This is a genomic window from Micromonospora sp. RTBAU3-60, from assembly GCF_054963695.1.
In genome coordinates this window covers 104,870-120,790 of the sequence record NZ_JBUEGB010000020.1, presented here as the reverse complement: position 1 = coordinate 120,790, position 15,921 = coordinate 104,870, and the positions used below count along the sequence as shown (strand labels likewise).

At 74.3% G+C, this 15,921-nt stretch carries 12 protein-coding genes; 8 read left to right on the top strand and 4 right to left on the bottom strand.

The annotated features are described in order from the left end of the window. Nucleotides 1-463: putative Ig domain-containing protein (locus ACY34I_RS21085; protein ID WP_462756702.1), on the top strand; the 463-nt coding region annotated here is incomplete at its 5' end. Between the two features lie 50 nt (nucleotides 464-513). On the opposite strand, the gene ACY34I_RS21080 is transcribed toward ACY34I_RS21085, so the two are convergent. Continuing rightward, nucleotides 514-1,473: a helix-turn-helix domain-containing protein gene (locus tag ACY34I_RS21080; RefSeq protein ID WP_462756701.1), complete on the bottom strand. Its 960-nt coding sequence runs from the start codon at nucleotides 1,471-1,473 to the stop codon at nucleotides 514-516. A 102-nt stretch (nucleotides 1,474-1,575) separates the two neighbouring features. Between ACY34I_RS21080 and ACY34I_RS21075 the strand changes: the two genes are divergently transcribed. The 3 genes from ACY34I_RS21075 to ACY34I_RS21065 all read left to right on the top strand — a co-directional run bounded on the left by ACY34I_RS21075 (nucleotide 1,576) and on the right by ACY34I_RS21065 (nucleotide 6,803). After that, entirely contained in the window at nucleotides 1,576-2,679 is a 1,104-nt protein-coding gene (locus ACY34I_RS21075; RefSeq protein ID WP_462756700.1) for a WD40/YVTN/BNR-like repeat-containing protein, read from the top strand. A gap of 147 nt (nucleotides 2,680-2,826) precedes the next feature. Continuing rightward, complete coding sequence (gene gatB, locus ACY34I_RS21070; protein ID WP_462756699.1) at nucleotides 2,827-4,326, top strand: Asp-tRNA(Asn)/Glu-tRNA(Gln) amidotransferase subunit GatB; 1,500 nt, start codon at nucleotides 2,827-2,829, stop codon at nucleotides 4,324-4,326. A gap of 119 nt (nucleotides 4,327-4,445) precedes the next feature. After that, nucleotides 4,446-6,803: a transketolase-like TK C-terminal-containing protein gene (locus ACY34I_RS21065; protein WP_462756698.1), complete on the top strand. Its 2,358-nt coding sequence runs from the start codon at nucleotides 4,446-4,448 to the stop codon at nucleotides 6,801-6,803. A gap of 1 nt (nucleotide 6,804) precedes the next feature. Here the strand turns inward: ACY34I_RS21065 and ACY34I_RS21060 are convergent, their stop codons facing one another. Together ACY34I_RS21060 and ACY34I_RS21055 are read right to left on the bottom strand one after the other, a co-directional pair. After that, nucleotides 6,805-8,427 carry a metallophosphoesterase family protein gene (locus ACY34I_RS21060; RefSeq protein ID WP_462756697.1) on the bottom strand — a complete coding sequence of 541 codons (1,623 nt, stop codon included), beginning with the start codon at nucleotides 8,425-8,427 and terminating at the stop codon, nucleotides 6,805-6,807. A gap of 96 nt (nucleotides 8,428-8,523) precedes the next feature. Beyond that, the gene (locus ACY34I_RS21055) at nucleotides 8,524-9,702 is read right to left on the bottom strand and encodes a PQQ-dependent sugar dehydrogenase (RefSeq protein ID WP_462756696.1); all 1,179 of its coding nucleotides are present in this window, start codon (nucleotides 9,700-9,702) and stop codon (nucleotides 8,524-8,526) included. Nucleotides 9,703-9,786: 84 nt separating this feature from the next. Between ACY34I_RS21055 and ACY34I_RS21050 the strand changes: the two genes are divergently transcribed. Continuing rightward, the gene (locus tag ACY34I_RS21050) at nucleotides 9,787-10,716 is read left to right on the top strand and encodes a 2-hydroxyacid dehydrogenase (RefSeq protein WP_148797882.1); all 930 of its coding nucleotides are present in this window, start codon (nucleotides 9,787-9,789) and stop codon (nucleotides 10,714-10,716) included. A gap of 47 nt (nucleotides 10,717-10,763) precedes the next feature. On the opposite strand, the gene ACY34I_RS21045 is transcribed toward ACY34I_RS21050, so the two are convergent. Beyond that, entirely contained in the window at nucleotides 10,764-11,174 is a 411-nt protein-coding gene (locus ACY34I_RS21045) for a PH domain-containing protein (RefSeq protein ID WP_148797881.1), read from the bottom strand. A 129-nt stretch (nucleotides 11,175-11,303) separates the two neighbouring features. Here ACY34I_RS21045 and ACY34I_RS21040 point away from each other — a divergent pair, with 129 nt between their 5' ends. The 3 genes from ACY34I_RS21040 to ACY34I_RS21030 all read left to right on the top strand — a co-directional run bounded on the left by ACY34I_RS21040 (nucleotide 11,304) and on the right by ACY34I_RS21030 (nucleotide 15,888). After that, nucleotides 11,304-13,709, top strand: coding sequence for an EAL domain-containing protein (locus tag ACY34I_RS21040; RefSeq protein WP_462756695.1), 2,406 nt, complete (start codon nucleotides 11,304-11,306; stop codon nucleotides 13,707-13,709). 101 nt (nucleotides 13,710-13,810) lie between these two features. Beyond that, the gene (locus ACY34I_RS21035) at nucleotides 13,811-14,149 is read left to right on the top strand and encodes an ArsR/SmtB family transcription factor (protein ID WP_148797880.1); all 339 of its coding nucleotides are present in this window, start codon (nucleotides 13,811-13,813) and stop codon (nucleotides 14,147-14,149) included. After that, a complete protein-coding gene (locus tag ACY34I_RS21030; RefSeq protein WP_462756693.1) occupies nucleotides 14,146-15,888 on the top strand; it encodes a SulP family inorganic anion transporter in 1,743 nt (580 codons plus the stop codon). The genes ACY34I_RS21035 and ACY34I_RS21030 overlap by 4 nt, the downstream gene beginning before the upstream one ends. Nucleotides 15,889-15,921: the final 33 nt, after the last annotated feature.

Below are 15,921 nucleotides of genomic sequence, written 5' to 3'. Positions count from 1 at the left end.
CACCGTCGTGATCGCCGACCCGGCCGCCACCTTCACCTCCGGGGAGCCGCCCCGGGGCACGGTCGGCGAGGAATACTCCTTCCGGTTCACCGCCACCGGTGACTCCGACATCCAGTTCAGCGTGACCGCCGGTGACCTGCCGGCCGGGCTCACCCTCGCCCCGGACGGCGTGCTCAGCGGCACCCCCGAGTCCGCCGGCAGCTTCACCTTCACGGTCAAGGCGACCGGCACCGCGTCGAGCGCCACGGACGAGGTGACCCTCGCCGTCGACGCCGCCTCGTCCTCGCCGTCCCCGACGCCCACGTCGCCGGCTCCGTCATCGACGTCGCCGTCGGCCACCGCCGGGCCCGGCCTCCCGGTCACCGGATCCGACACGCGAACCATGCTGTTGCTGGGCGTCGCGGTGATCGCCGTCGGCGGGATGCTCCTCCTCGTGGCCTACGAGCGCCGCCGTCGATCCTGACCTACGGGTGACGCCCGCACGAGGCGGGTCGTGGCGTTCGCCGCGCAGCTTCAGGCCAGGCCCCGGCGCCCGGCCTGCAGCCCGGCCTGGAAGCGGGTACGGGCGCCGAGCGCGGCCAGCAGGGCGGACGAGCGGCGCCCCAGGGTGCGTACGCTCACGCCCAACTCCCGGGCGATGGCTTCGTCCTTGAGCCCGGTGGCGAGCAGGCCCAGCAGCCGCAGGTCCAGCTGATCGGCATCCGTCGCGGGCTGCTCCGGGTCCCAGGCAGGCAGCGGCGTGGCCTGCACCCAGAGCAGTTCGAAGAGCTTCACCAGCGCCGACACGACTATCGGCGCGCGGATCACCAGCGCCGCGTCCACGGCCCGTTCGCTGGCCAGCGGCAGCAGCGCCACCGAGCGGTCACCGATCGCCAGCTTCAGCGGCACGTCCGTGTGCACCCGCGCCTGTTCCCCGGCGGCCACGGCCACCATCGCCTGCTCGTAGGCGCCGGGCAACTCGAAGGCCTCCGGGGCGTAGATGCCCCGCACGTCGACGTCCCGGCCGAGCAGCTCGTTCTCGGGCACGTTCGCCGACGCCACCTCCTGGGCGTACGGCGGGCGATCCAGGACCAGCAGCTCCTTCGTCACGCCGTAGGAGAGCTGGACGAACTGAGCCTCGACGGCGGCCCGGCCGGTGACGATCTCCAGCAGCTGGTCCGGCCTGGTCGGCAGCTCCTGCGGAAACTCCTCCGCCATCCGCTCGGCGGCCCTGCGTACCTGGGTGAACTCCTGTGTGCGCCGCATGACCAGCGCGTTCACCGCGACGTCGGGACGCGTCGGCAGCAGCCGGGTGCCGGAGCCGACCCGCCGGCTGACGAAGCCGAGTTCCTCCAGGCGTTCGGTCGCCGCGCGGACCACCCGGAGGCTCTCCCCGACCTGCTGGGCCAGTTCCGGCACGCTCGACTGCCGCCGGTGCAGGAGGGCCAGGTAGACCGCTTCCTCCACCGGGGTCAGACCCAACGACTCGAACATCCGAGCCCCTTCCCGCCTCGCGAGTGTCCGACACAGGCCATGGCCGAGCTCGGACACCGGAAACTGTGGCGATCGGTGCATGCCCACGTCTAGACATGCCTCATGATCTTCTCCCGACTCAGCGGTGCACTCGCGCTGGCCGTCACGGCCGCCGGTGCCGTCAACCTCGCCGCCGCAGCCCCCGCCGCCGCTGCTGCCGGCTGGCAACGCCCGCAGTGCGGCGTGGTGCAGGGCGACGGCTCGGTCACCTTCACCCGTACCGACGGCGCCGTCCTGGCCCGCACCACGACCCCCCTGACCCCGGTGGCCTACCCGAAGCTCGTCGCGTTGAGCACGCCGAACACGCTGGTGGCCATCTCGAGGACGGCGATCCAGCGGTCCACCGACGCCGGCTGCAGTTGGCAGCAGATCGCCGACACCGGGCTGAGCCTGGCGGCGTACGACCTCGCCGCCGGGCTGGACGGGACCGCCTACGCGTACGGCGTGAACGACCGGCCGATCTACCGGGTGCAGGGCGACCAGGTCGCCGAGGTGCCCGGCCCGGTCCCGGACGACGGCGTGGTCGGGCTGGCGGTGGACCGGACTGACCCGCAGGTCGTGCGGGTGGTCAGCAAGGCGGGGCAGGTCTACGACTCCCGCGACGGCGGTGCCACCTGGGCCGCCGTCGGGGTGCCGGCCGGCCAGGACGAGTTCGTCTACCAGGCGGCCGTCGATCCCGCCGACCGGGATCACCTCATCGTCGGCACCATGGGCCACGGCAGCTACGTGACGTTCGACGGCGGCCGCAGCTGGACCCGGTCGGCCGGGGTCGGCGCCACCCCGCAGTCGAACGGCTTCTCCGTCGCCTTCTCCCCGGCGGACCCGCGGACGGTGTGGCTGGAGGGCTACGACCTCAGCCAGAGCGACAACTCCGCGCGGCACATCTGGCGCTCGACCGACGGTGGGCGCAGCTTCGTGTCGGTGCTCGACGGCTCCCAGGTGGCGCTGGTCAACGGCACGGCGCTGTGGCCGAGCCCGGTGGATCCGAACGTGCTGTACTTCGCGTACGGCACCTGGTTCGGTGGCTACGGCACCGACCTCTACCGGTACGACCTGTCGACCGGCCGGCTGACCTCGCAGCACAACTCCCACGACGGCATCCGCGGCCTCGCCTTCAACCCGGCCGACCCGCAGGTGATGTACCTCGGGGTGGTCGAGGAGCGCTGACCTCGGGACCCGCCCGGGGGCCCTCCCCGGGCGGGCGCCCCGGGCCGGACCGGACACGTGCCGGCGTGGATGGAAACCCGGACGAGGTGACGGTAGCCAGCCCCACTAGGCTGGAACGGTTCCGTCCGGATCGCGCCTGGAGCTCAGATGACGACGACACTGCCCGCGTACGACGAGGTCGTCGCGCGCTTCGAACCGGTGATCGGCCTGGAGACCCACGTCGAGCTGGGCACGAACACCAAGATGTTCTGTGGCTGCCCGACGGATTTCGGCGGCGAGCCGAACACCCGGGTCTGCCCGGTCTGCCTGGGCCTGCCCGGCTCGCTGCCGGTGGCCAACAAGGCCGCCATCGAGGCGACCATCCGGATCGGGCTCGCGCTGAACTGCTCGATCGCCGAGTGGTGCCGGTTCGCCCGGAAGAACTACTTCTACCCGGACATGCCGAAGAACTTCCAGATCAGCCAGTACGACGAGCCGCTCTGCGTCGACGGCTACCTGGACGTCGAGGTCAACGGCGAGACCGTGCGGATCGGCATCGAGCGGGTGCACCTGGAGGAGGACACCGGCAAGACGCTGCACGTCGGCGGGGCCACCGGCCGGATCCACGGCGCGACCGAGTCGCTGGTCGACTACAACCGGGCCGGCATCCCCCTGGTGGAGATCGTCACCAAGCCGATCCCCGGCACCGGCGCGCTCGCGCCGGAGGTGGCCCGGGCGTACGTCACCGAGCTGCGCGACGTGATCCGCTCGCTGGGCGTCTCCGACGTCCGGATGGAGGAGGGCTCGCTGCGCTGCGACGTCAACACCTCGCTGAACAAGCCGGGCGAGGAGTGGGGCACCCGCACCGAGACCAAGAACGTCAACTCGCTGCGCTCGGTCGAGCGGGCGGTCCGTTCGGAGATGCTGCGCCAGGCCGCGGTGCTCGACGCCGGCGGCAAGATCACCCAGGAGACCCGGCACTTCCACGAGGACACCGGCGACACCACCCCCGGCCGGTCCAAGGAGACCGCCACCGACTACCGGTACTTCCCGGAGCCGGACCTCGTGCCGCTCGCCCCGGATCCGACCTGGGTGGCCGAGCTGAAGGTCGGGCTGCCGGAGCTGCCCCGGCTGCGGCGCCGCCGGTTCCAGCAGGAGTGGGGCCTGTCCGACCTCGACATGCAGTCGGTGGTCAACGCCGGCGCGGTCGAGCTGATCGAGGCCACCGTCGCCGCGGGCGCCACCCCGGCCGCCGCCCGGAAGTGGTGGCTCGGTGAGCTGTCCCGGCGGGCCAACGAGACCGGTGTGGAGCTGGCCGACGTCGGAGCCACCCCGAGCCAGGTCGCCGAGCTGCAGAGCCTGGTCGACGCCGGCAAGCTCAACGACAAGCTGGCCCGCACCGTCCTGGAGGGCGTGGTGGCCGGCGAGGGCTCGCCGACCGAGATCATGACCAACCGCAACCTGGAGGTCGTCTCCGACACCGGCGCGCTCACCGCCGCCGTGGACGAGGCGATCGCCGCCAACCCGGACGTCGCCGACAAGGTACGCAGCGGTAAGGTCGCCGCGGCCGGCGCCCTGGTCGGCGCGGTCATGAAGACCACCCGCGGCCAGGCGGACGCCAAGACGGTCCGCGAACTGATCCTGGAGCGCCTCGGCGCCCAGGGCTGAGTCCCACCTCCGAAGGCCGCCGTCGTGACCCGGCGGCGGCCTTCGGCGCTTCCCCGGAGTACGCGGCCACCCCGCACCCCTCGCAAGGGCGTCAACGGCGACGCCCGGATGGAGTCAGCGTGAACCAGCACGACCACGACGTCCTCGACGAGATCCAGCGGCGGGTGCTCTGGCTCGCCACCCGCATCGTGGACGCCGCCAACCACGACCGGAACACCGGTGACGGGGTGAAGGTCGGCGGCCACCAGGCGTCCAGCGCCTCCCTGGTCACCGCGATGACCGCGCTCTGGTTCGCCCACCTGGACGCCGCGGACCGGGTCTCCGTCAAGCCGCACGCCTCGCCGGTGTTCCACGCCATCCAGTACCTGCTCGGCAACCTGGACCGGTCGTACCTGCCGAAGCTGCGGGCGCGGGGCGGGTTGCAGTCGTACCCGTCGCGGACCAAGGACCCGGACGAGGTCGACTTCTCCACCGGCTCGGTCGGCCTGGGCGCCGCGGCGCCGCTGTTCGCCGCGGTCACCCGCCGCTACGTCGACGCGCACTTCGGCGAGCGCCCGCGCTCCCGGTTCATCGCGCTGATCGGCGACGCCGAACTGGACGAGGGCAACATCTGGGAGGCCGTCGCCGACCCGGCCACCGCCGGGCTGGGCAACGTGATGTGGCTGGTCGACTTCAACCGCCAGTCGCTGGACCGGGTCGTCCCGGGCGTCCGGATCAACCAGTGGCGCGGCCAGTTCGAGGCCGCCGGCTGGCACGTCGTCGAGGTCAAGTACGGCCGCCGGCTCGCCGAGGCGTACGCCCGGCCGGGCGGCGAGGCGCTGCGCGACTGGATCGACCTGATGCCGAACGAGCAGTACCAGTCGCTGTTCGGACTGGCCGGGCCGGCCCTGCGCAAGCAGTTCCTGGACGGCGCGCCCGCCGAGGTGGCCGCCTTCGTCGCCGACATCCCCGACGACGAGCTCGGCCCGCTCGTCACCGACCTGGGCGGGCACGACCTCGAGGCGATGCTCGACGCGTACGCCCAGTGCGACGCGGTCACCGACCGGCCCAGCGTGGTCTTCGCGTACACGGTCAAGGGGTGGGGGCTGCCGATCGCCGGCAACCCGCGCAACCACTCGGCGCTGCTCACCACCGAGCAGGTCGACGCGCTGCGCACCGCGCACGGCCTGACCCGCGAGACCGAGTGGGACCGCCTCGACCCGGCCTCCCCGGCCGGCATCCGGGCCGGCGAGCGCCGGGAGGCACTGTCCCGCGCGCCGCGCCGGCGGGCGCTGGGGGTGACCGTCCCGGAGACCACCAAGGTACGCGCGAACAAGCCCGTCTCCACCCAGGAGGTCTTCGGCCGGGTCCTGGTCGACCTGGCCCGGGACGCCGACGTGGCGCCCTACCTGGTCACCACCGCGCCCGACGTGGCCACCTCGACCAACCTGGCCGGGTTCATCAACAAGACCGGCGTCTTCGCCCCCACCGCGCAGCGCTCCTGGACCGAGGACCGGATGCTGCGCTGGACGGAGAGCCCGTCGGGCCAGCACATCGAGCTCGGCATCTCCGAGATGAACCTGTTCCTGCTGCTCGGTCAGCTCGGTCTCGCCTGGGACCTCTCCGGCCAGCCGCTGCTGCCGGTCGGCACGGTCTACGACCCGTTCGTGCTGCGCGGCCTCGACGCCTTCCTCTACGGCACCTACTCGGGCTCCCGGTTCGTCGTCGCCGGCACCCCGTCCGGCATCACCCTCGCCCCGGAGGGCGGCGCTCACCAGTCCACGATCACCGCCTCGGTCGGGTTGGAGCTGCCCGGCGTGACCTTCCTCGAGCCCGCGTACGCCGGCAGCCTCGACTGGCTGCTCTGCGACGCGCTCGGCCAGATCGCCGGGGGCGCCGCGCCCGCCGCCACCGCCGCGCCCGCCGAGGACGGGGCGTACTACTTCCGGCTCAGCACCCGCCCGATCGACCAGGCGCCGTTCGAGGCGGCCCGCGCCCGGATCGGCGACGCGGTGCTGCGCCGGCAGGTGGTCGCCGGCGCGTACCGGCTGGTGGACGCGCACGAGGCGTACCCCCACCTGGCGGACGCCCCGGTCGTGCAACTCGCCGCCTCCGGCGCGGTGCTGCCCGAGGTGCTGGCGGCCGCCGCGGAGCTGGCCGAGGAGGGCGTCGCCGCGCACGTGGTCGATGTGACGAGCCTGGACCGGCTCTACCGGGCCTGGCAGCGGACCCTGCGCCAGGGCGTCCGGACGGCGACCGTGCCGAGCGTGCCCGGCGCGCTGCGGTCGGCCTTCGCCGACCGGGTGCCGGTGGTGACCGTGCACGACGCCGCCTCGCACGCGATGGCCTGGCTCGGCTCCGCGCTCGGCGCCCCGGCGGTGCCGCTCGGGGTGGACGAGTTCGGCCAGTCGGGCAGCGTCCACGAGCTGTACGAGCTGCACGACCTGCTCCCGGGCAGCATCGTCAACGCCGCCCTGGCCGCGCTCTCGCTGCGCTGATTCAGCGCGTCGGGCTCGCGGTCGGGGTCGGGCTGGACGGGATCACCGGTCCGCCCCGGGTGGGGGTGGGGGTGACCGGCACCTGTTCCCCCTTCGTCGGGTCCCTGATCACGTGCCGTTCCAGGTTGACCTGCGACTGCCCGGTGCCGCCCACGGTGATCTCGTCGTAGGCCTGCAGCATCTTCTGCGGGTCGAAGTAGAGCACCGTCATGGTCAGCGGGGTGGGCTTCTCGCCCTCCAGGCCGCGCAGCCCGGCGCCGCCGGTGGAGCCCTCCACCATCAGCGTGGTCGGCTCCTTGCCCGGCGACTGCGGCAGCTTCGCCACCTCCCGGGCGTGCAGGTGCCCGGCCAGCACCAGCGGGCAGCTGCCGGAGAGCGGCCCGGCCGAGGCCGGGTCGTGCACCAGGGCGATGTTCACCTTGGTCGGCGAGTTCTGCACCGTGGTCGCCAGCTGCTCGCCGGCCCCGATCACCTGGTCGGCGACCTGCGCGGTGAGCCCGCTGCCAGCCGGCGAGGTCTCCTTGTCGGGGGTGAACCGCGGGTCGCCGATGCCGGCGATGGTCAGCCCGGACACGGTGGTCGTGGAGTTGTCCAGCACGATGGCGTTCGGCTGCTGGGCCACGGCAGCGGCGGTCCGCGGCGAGTCGTGGTTGCCGCGGATGTAGACGTACGGCTTCTTGAGCAGGCCGATCGAGCCGACGAAGGACGCCTCCGGTTCGCTGCCCCAGTCGGTGATGTCGCCGGTGTCGATCACCACGTCGATGCCGAACTGCTCGACGATGGTCCGGATCAGCGACCAGCCGGTGGGGTTGAGGTGCATGTCGGAGACGTGCAGCACCCGGGTGGTGCCGGGGGCCGGCTCATACACCGGCAGCGCCGAGACGGTGGTGTAGAGCTTGCTGACGTTGCCGACCAGCCGCTGGAGCTGCTCGGCGTACTTGGTGTAGTCGTTGGCGATCCGCCGCGCGTCACCGACGACCGCCGGCGCGTTGACCAGCAGCCCCTCGTAGCGGGGCTCCTCGATGGCCTGGGGGCGGACGGTGGCGGCGGCCAGCCCGAGACTCCCGGCGGTGACCGCCAGCGCCAGTCCGCCGGCCCAGGCCATCCGGCGTACGTCCCGGAAGACCAGCCCGGCCAGCAGCAGGGTGGCCAGCACCGCCGAGGCGAGCGTCTTCAGCCCGAGGCGCATCACGCCGGCGCGGACGTCCTCGACCGCGGACTGGCTGGCCCGGCTGATGCTCGCCGGGTCGTCGATCAGCGCCTCGGTACGCCGCTGGTCCAGCGAGCCCAGCTCCACGGTCAGGTACGCCGGTCCGTTGTGGCTGTCCAGCAGCAGCGCGCCCAGCGGCGGAATGTCCACGGTGGTGCCGCCGCTCAGCGACGGGGTGAGGCTCAGGTGCGCGCGGAACGGGCCGATGTCGGTGCCCACGTGCCCACCAGCGTAGGTGCCGGCGATGACCCCAGTGAGGGTGACCACGAGCAGGGCCAGCACCGCGCCGAGCTGCCGCAGCCGGGCAGCCGGCCGGCCCCGCCACCACCGTCGGGACGCCCAGCGGCGGGCACGCCCGGTCGCCGGGGCTGCCTCGTCCCCGGTCCTGCGCTGCTCGTTCTCCTGGCCGTCCATGCTCAGATTCTGACCTGCCCAATGCTGGATCTTGATAAACCCGAGGGAAGCCCGGGAGTTCTCACCTGTCCGGTCGGTGCCGGCCGGCGTGGCCGGTCAGCTGCGTCCGGCCCCGCCGTCGGCGAAGACCAGCCGCAGTATTCGGTCGTCCTCCGGCGTGGGCTTGCCCCGGCCGTCCCGGTTGGAGGTGGTCACCCAGACCGAGCCGTCCGGGGCGACCGCGGCGGCCCGGAGCCGGCCGTACTTGTTGGTCAGCAGCTCCCGCGGTTGGCCGAGGACGGTCCCGTTCGGGGTCAGCTCGACCAGCCAGAGCCGCTGCCCGCGCAGGCACGCGGTGATCAGCAGGCGCTCCACCGCGGCCAGCCCGGAGCAGGACGCCTCGGCGGTCCGCCACTGCACGGCGGGGTTGACGTAGCGCTTGTCGTCGCCGCGCCCCTCCACCTGCGGCCAGCCGTAGTTGCCGCCCTTGTTGATCTGGTTGATCTCGTCCCAGGTGTTCTGGCCGAACTCGACGGCGTACATCCGCTTGTCCGGCGTCCAGGCGAAGCCCTGCACATTCCGGTGCCCGAGCGACCACACCGGGGAGCCGGCGGTGGGATTGCCCGGCGCCGGCTTGCCGTCCGGGGTGATCCGCAGGATCTTGCCGCCGAGGCTCTTCTGGTTCTGCGCGTTGGCCGTGTTTCCGGCGTCGCCCGTGCTGGCGTAGAGGTAGCCGTCCGGGCCGAAGCCGAGCCCGCCGCCGTTGTGGTTGCCGGCCTTGGGGATGCCGGTGAGGATCGGGGTGGGACGCCCGCCCAGCTCCAGCTTGGCGATCCGGTTGTCCTGTGCGGCGGTGTAGTAGACGAAGACGGCGCGGTCCTTCGCGTACGACGGGGAGACGGCGATGCCCAGCAGCCCGCCCTCGCCGCCGGGCGCGACGTCCGGCACGCTCTGCACCACGGTGACCTTCATCCCCTCCGGCCCGGACTCCGGGCCGACCTGGAGGATCCGGCCGCTGTCCCGCTCGGTCACCAGCGCGCCGCCGTCGGGCAGGAACGCGATCGCCCACGGCACCGCCAGGCCCTTGGCCAGCACCGTGGCGACCACCTGCTGACCGGCGCCGCCGGGATTCGCGGTCGCCGAGGGGGTCGGCAGGTTGGGCGGCTGGCCGGCCGGGTCGGGATCCGGCTCGCCGAAGGCGCAGCCGGCGGTGCCCAGCAGCAGCGCCGCGCAGGAGGCGGCCAGGGTCGCCCGGCGGCGACGACCGGTGCGAGGGTACGGGGGAGGCGCGCTCACCCGACCCAGAGTAGCCGGGTCGAGGCCACCGGAACGGTCACCGCGAGCAGGGGCCTCAACCGTCGGCGACTATCGTCGGCGGTCGTGAAGGTATGGATCCCGCACCGGGCCGGTCCCGCCCTCCTCGGTGAGCTGCCTCCGGGCGTCACCGTGGAGCTGCTGGAGGACCCCGCCCGGCTCCCGTCGTCCCCGGCCGGCGTGCGGTTCTGGGTGCCGCCGTTCCTCTCCGCCGGTCCGGCCGCCACCCCGCTGCTGGCCTCGCTGCCCGATCTGGCGGTGGTGCAGCTCCTCTCCGCCGGGGCGGATGCCTGGGTGGGGCGGCTCCCCGACGGGGTGACGCTCTGTGACGCCCGCGGCGTGCACGACACCGGCACCGCCGAGTGGGTGGTCACCGCGATCCTGTCCGTGCTGCGCGGTTTCGGCCCGATGGCCCGGGCGCAGGCCCGCCGGGAGTGGGCGTACGACGAGGTGGCCCCCACCGACGAGCTGGCCGGCAAGCGGGTGCTGATCGTCGGCGCGGGGTCGATCGGGGCCGCCGTGCAGGCCCGGCTGGCCCCGTTCGAGGTGACCTTCACCCTGGTGGCCCGCACCCCACGCCCGGCCGAGGGGGTGCACGGGGTGGACGAGCTGCCCGCCCTGCTGCCCGAGGCGGACGTGGTGGTCCTGCTGCTGCCGCTGACCGAGCAGACCCGGGGACTGGTCGACGAGAAGTTCCTCGCCGCGATGCCGGACGGCGCGCTGCTGGTCAACGCGGCCCGCGGCCCGGTGGCCCGGACGTCGGCGCTGGTCGCCGAGCTGGCCTCGGGCCGGCTGCGGGCCGCGCTGGACGTCACCGATCCCGAGCCGCTGCCCGCCGACCATCCCCTGTGGGAGCTGCCCAACGTCCTGCTCACCCCGCACGTCGCCGGCTCGGTACGCGGCCTGCTGCCGCGCGCGTACCGGCTGGTCGGGGAGCAGGTGCGGCGCTTCGTGGCCGGAGAGCCGCTGGTGAACCGGGTGGTGGACGGCTACTGACCGGCCGGCTCGGGCCGGTCTCCTGGCCGCGCCCGCCGGTGCCGTGCTCAGCCGTTCGTGGTGGAGCCCCCGGTGGGCGTGCCGTCGGTCGTGTCGGACAACTCTTGGCCGGTGGCGGAGATCAGCCGGGGCAGGTCGTTGGCGCGTACCGCGGGGAGCACCAGCAGCTCGCCGTCGTCGAGCCGGACGACCCCCCGGCCCCGCGCGTCGGCGGTCAGCTCGGCGACCCGCTCCCAGGGGATCCGCCGCTGCCCGGCGAGGGCACGCAGCCGCAGCTCGCGGGAGTCCGCATCGGTGCCGGCCCGCCAGGCCCAGAGCGCGACCGCCAGCGGGATCAGCAGCACCCAGAACAGCCACCAGCGGGCGGTAGCCAGGGGCAGCGCGCCGAGGAACGCGACGATCGCGGCGACCAGGATCGCCTGGTTGTGGCGGAAACGGATGGCGTCGGCGCGGCTCACCCTCCGATGATCGCACCCCTGGCCGGGCGGCTGCCGCCCGGGCGGAGCGGCGGTGGCAACCCGACATCAATGTGAGCCGCGTCACGTGCAGAGCGGCGTAACCAGCCGTATCCGGGATCGTTTTTCGGCGTGGCCGTGCCGGTCCCGTCCGGCCCCGACCACGCCCGCCGCCACCGCCCACCGCTGACCCCGCACGTCCGCAACCGCACCGCCCCGTGCCCCCTCACGAAGGCGTCCGCCGTGCCCGTCACCCGCCCCGCCGCTGGTCACCGCCGACCAGCGCTCGCCGACCTCGTCGTGTCACTCGCCGGCGCGTTGTTCGTCCTCGCCGGAGCCACCGGCCTCGCCCCGGCCCTGTCCGGCGTGGCGCTCGCCGTCGCCGGCGGCTGCACGCTGGCCTGCGTCCGGCTCGCCCGGCTGGCCGGTGCGCCGCTCGCACCGGCCGGGCCGGACCGCCCGGTAGCCCCCGATCCGGCCCGCCCCGCGGGGGCGCCACCCGGGCGGCAGGCTCGGCGCGTCGCACTGTCCCGCCGGGTCGCCGCGGCCCTCAACGCCGCCGTGCTGGCCGCCGGGCTGACCGTCGCCGTGCTGCCGCTCACCGACGCGGCACACCGGCTGCCGGTCGCGCTGGCCGGCCTCGCCGTCACCGCCCCGCTGTACGCCATGGCCCTGCTCCGGCTCCCCGGCCGCTCCCGGCTCTCCCACGCCGAGCGGCTCCGGCGGGCCGCCGACGTCGTCGGGCTCGGCGTCAGCCTGGTCTTCGCGGGCTGGGTGCTGCTGCCGCCCGGGGAGGTGCCCTCGGCGGCGCGTACCGCGAGTGTCGCCGGCGCGACCGGGCTGGCGGTGCTGCTGGTGGCCGCGCTGGCGGAGTGGCGCCGCCGCCCGGGCGCGGCGCGCTGCCTCGCCGGAGCGGCGGCCACCCTCGCCGGATTGGCCCTTCTGGTGGTGCTGCTCGCCTACCGTGCCCCGGACCGGGCCGTCCTGGCGGTCGCGCCCTTGCTGCCGCTCGGCGCGCTGCTCACCGCCGGCGGTGCCCGGCGCAGCGCCGCCGGGGAGCGGCCCCGACCGGGCGGGCTCCCGGTCGCCTGGCCGGGGCTGACCGCGCCGGCCGGCATCGCGGCCCTCGCCGCCGGCCATCACCTGTGGACGGTGGGCGAGTTCACCGGCACCGCGATCGCCCTGGGGCTGGCGGTCATCCCGCCGATGGTGCTCCGGGAACTGCTCGCCGCCGCCGACCAGCGACGGCGCGTCGCCCGGCTGGCCGCCCGCGAGGCGCGGCTGCGCGACCTCGTCGGCGACGATCAGCCGGCCGTCGCGGCACCCGCCATCGGCCCGGTCGACCGGGCCGGGCTGCTGCGCGGGCTCGCCGGGAGCAAGGGCGGCGCGCTGCTCGTGGTCGACCTGCACAGGGCGGTCGACGGCGGCGCCGTGGATCCGCCGGTGCTGGTCGAGGCCGCCCGCCGGATCCGGGCCGGTTGCGGCCGTGGTGATCTGGTGGCCCGCCTCGCCGACCACGAGTTGGCCGTGCTGACCGACGTCGGGCCGGTGCTCGCGTACGCGCTGGGCACCCGGCTGCTGGCCGCGTTGGTCGAGCCCTACCCGCAGGTGATCCGGATTCAGGTCAGCATCGGGCTGGCCGAGACCACCGGCGGTGACCCGGAGGACGTGCTGCGCCAGGCCGACCTGGCCCGGCGACGCGCGGTGCAGCTCGGCCGCGACCGGGTCGAGTGGTACGACGCGTACCTCGAGGAGCAGCTGGTCCGCCGGCTGGACCTGGAACGGGAGCTGCCCGGCGCGGTCGCTCGGGGCGAGCTGGACCTGGTCTTCCAGCCGGTGCTGGCCCTGGCCGACCGGCAACCGGTCGGCACCGAGGCACTGCTGCGCTGGCGCAGCCCGGTGCTGGGCACTGTCCTGCCGGACGAGCTGCTGCCCGTCGCGGCGGATCTGGACCTGGTCGGCGAGGTGGGGCGGTGGGTGCTCGACCGGGCCTGCCGGCAACTGGCCATCTGGTCGGACGGGGGTCGGGAGCTGTGGATGGCGGTGAACGTCACGCCCCGCGAACTGGCCGCGCCGGACTTCGTGGCCCGCGCCGCGACCGCCCTGGCCGCGTACGGCGTGCCGCCGGAGCGCCTCGTGGTGGAGGTGGCCGAGCCCGCGGTCGGCGCGGACCTGTCCACCGTGGTGGCCCGGCTCGCCGGCCTGCGCTCTCTCGGGGTGCGGACCGCGCTGGACGACTTCCGGGCCGAGCACGCCTCCCTCACCCAGCTCCGTCGGCTGCCGCTCGACCTGCTCAAGGTCGGCCCGCACCTGGTTGGTCCGGCCGCCGACGGGCAGCGCCCGCTGATCGACGTGGTGGCCAGCCTGAGCGCCCGGCTGGGCCTGGAGGTGGTGGTCGAAGGGCTGGAGTCCGAGGCGCAGGTGGCCGGGGCCCGCCGCGCCGGTTGCCGCTACGGGCAGGGCTTCGTCCTTGCCCGCCCGGCCACCGCCGAGCGGGTGGAGGCGTGGTTCGAGGAGTTCCCCTCCGCCCCCCGCTGACCGCTCGGTTCGCGAAGTGCGCTGCTGATGATGTTGCGGCGGCGGCGCGTTGAAGATTTCTGCAAGTGCTAAAGTCTTCAGGGCTGGTGGGGAGGATCTTCATGTCGGTGCCGCTGTACCAGGCGAAGGCGGAACTGTTCCGCACCCTCGGGCATCCGGTCCGCATCCGGGTGCTCGAGCTGCTCCAGGACGGGCCGAAGCCGGTCCGTCACCTGCTCGCGGCCATCGACGTCGAGGCGTCCAACCTCTCTCAGCAACTCGCCGTGCTGCGCCGGGCCGGCATGGTCACCTCCTACCGGGACGGGCCGCTGGTCATGTACTCCCTCAGCACTCCCGACGTGGCCGACCTGCTGGCTGCCGGTCGGCGGATCCTCGGCGCGGTCCTCACCGACCGGGACGCCCTCCTCGACGAACTGCGCGCCTCTGCGAACGACCGGTGAACGCGGCGGCACTGGGCCCGGACGCCACCGCGGCCGCCGGTGACGCCGGACCCGGCGTACGGCGGGCCGCCCGCCGGGTCGCGGCCCGGCTGCTCAGGCTGCTGCCCGGCCGGGCCGACTGGGCGGCCGTACGCCGCTCACCCCGCCGCGACCTGCTCGCCGGGCTGACCGTCGCCGTCGTGGCGCTGCCGCTGGCCCTCGCGTTCGGTGTCACCTCCGGCCTGGGCGCGCAGGCCGGGCTGGTCACCGCAGTGGTCGCCGGGGCGGTGGCCGCCGTGTTCGGCGGGTCCAACCTCCAGGTCTCCGGCCCCACCGGGGCGATGACCGTCGTGCTGGTGCCGGTGGTGCAGCGCTTCGGCGCCGCCGGGGTGCTCATGGTCGGCGCGATGGCCGGGCTCGTGCTGATCGCCCTCGCCCTCGCCCGGCTCGGCCGGTACGTCCGCTACCTGCCGACCCCGGTGATCGAGGGCTTCACCGCCGGCATCGCCGTGGTCATCGCGCTCCAGCAGGTGCCCGCCGCGCTCGGGATCACCGACGCCCACGGCGACAAGGTCTGGGCGGTGGCCGCCGACGCCGTCGCCCGGTTCGTCACACACCCCCGTCCGGCGGCCGTGGCCGTGGCTCTCGGCGTCGCGGCGCTCATGCTGCTCGGCTCGCGGTGGCGGCCCGGGCTACCGTTCTCGCTGCTCGGGGTCGGTGCGGCGACGGTCCTCGCCGAGTTCGCCCCGGTCGACCTGGTCCGGATCGGCACCCTGCCGCAGCACCTGCCCGCGCCCTCGCTGGACTTCCTCGACCTCGGCGCGATCGGTGTGCTGCTGCCCAGCGCACTCGCGGTCGCCGCGCTCGCCGCACTGGAGAGCCTGCTCTCGGCCACCGTCGCCGACGGGATGACCGTCGGCCAGCGGCACGATCCGGACCGGGAACTCTTCGGGCAGGGCCTGGCCAATCTGGCGTCGCCGCTGTTCGGCGGCATCCCGGCCACCGCCGCCATCGCCCGGACCGCGGTGAACGTCCGCGCCGGTGCGGCCTCCAAGCTGGCGGCGCTGACCCATGCGGTCGCCCTCGCGGCGATCGTGCTGGCCGCCGCCCCGCTGGTCGGTCGGATCCCGCTGGCCGCCCTGGCCGGCGTGCTGCTGGCCACCACCGTCCGGATGGTGGAGGCCGGCTCGCTCCGGGCGATCGCCCGGGCCACCCGCGGCGACGCCGTGGTGCTCGTGCTGACCTTCGCCGTCACCGTCATCTGGGACCTGGTCACCGCCGTGGCGGTGGGCCTCGCCGTGGCGGTCGTGCTCGCCCTGCGTGCGGTGGCGCGCAGCGCCCGGCTGGAGCAGGTCCCGCTCGACCCGGGCGAGCACAGCGCCGAGGAACACGCCCTGCTGGCCGAGCACATCGTGGCCTACCGGCTGGACGGGCCGCTCTTCTTCGCCGCCGCGCACACGTTCCTGCTCGAACTCTCCGACGTCGCCGACGTGCGGGTGGTCATCCTGCGGATGTCCCGGGTGTCCACCATGGATGCCACCGGCGCGCAGGTGCTCGGCGACGCCATCGATCGGCTCCGGGCACGCGGGATCGTGGTGCTGCTCTCCGGCATCACCCCGGGCCACGACCAGGTCCTGGATGCCCTGGGCGTGGCCGACGAGCTGCGCCGCGCGGGCCTGGTCTTCCCGGACACCCCGGCCGCCATCCGGTACGCCCGCACAGTCGCCCTCAGGCACGTGTCGGCGACCCCTCAGTCGTAGCATCGACAGGCAATCGTTCGTGGCCGTCCTCCG

Excerpts from the sequence above, each read along its gene's own strand:
- ACY34I_RS21080 (WP_462756701.1), bottom strand. The coding sequence starts at position 1,473 with ATGTTCGAGTCGTTGGGTCTGACCCCGGTGGAGGAAGCGGTCTACCTG.
- ACY34I_RS21060 (WP_462756697.1), bottom strand. The coding sequence starts at position 8,427 with ATGGACGGCCAGGAGAACGAGCAGCGCAGGACCGGGGACGAGGCAGCC.
- gatB (WP_462756699.1), top strand. The coding sequence starts at position 2,827 with ATGACGACGACACTGCCCGCGTACGACGAGGTCGTCGCGCGCTTCGAA.
- ACY34I_RS21035 (WP_148797880.1), top strand. The coding sequence starts at position 13,811 with ATGTCGGTGCCGCTGTACCAGGCGAAGGCGGAACTGTTCCGCACCCTC.
- ACY34I_RS21075 (WP_462756700.1), top strand. The coding sequence starts at position 1,576 with ATGATCTTCTCCCGACTCAGCGGTGCACTCGCGCTGGCCGTCACGGCC.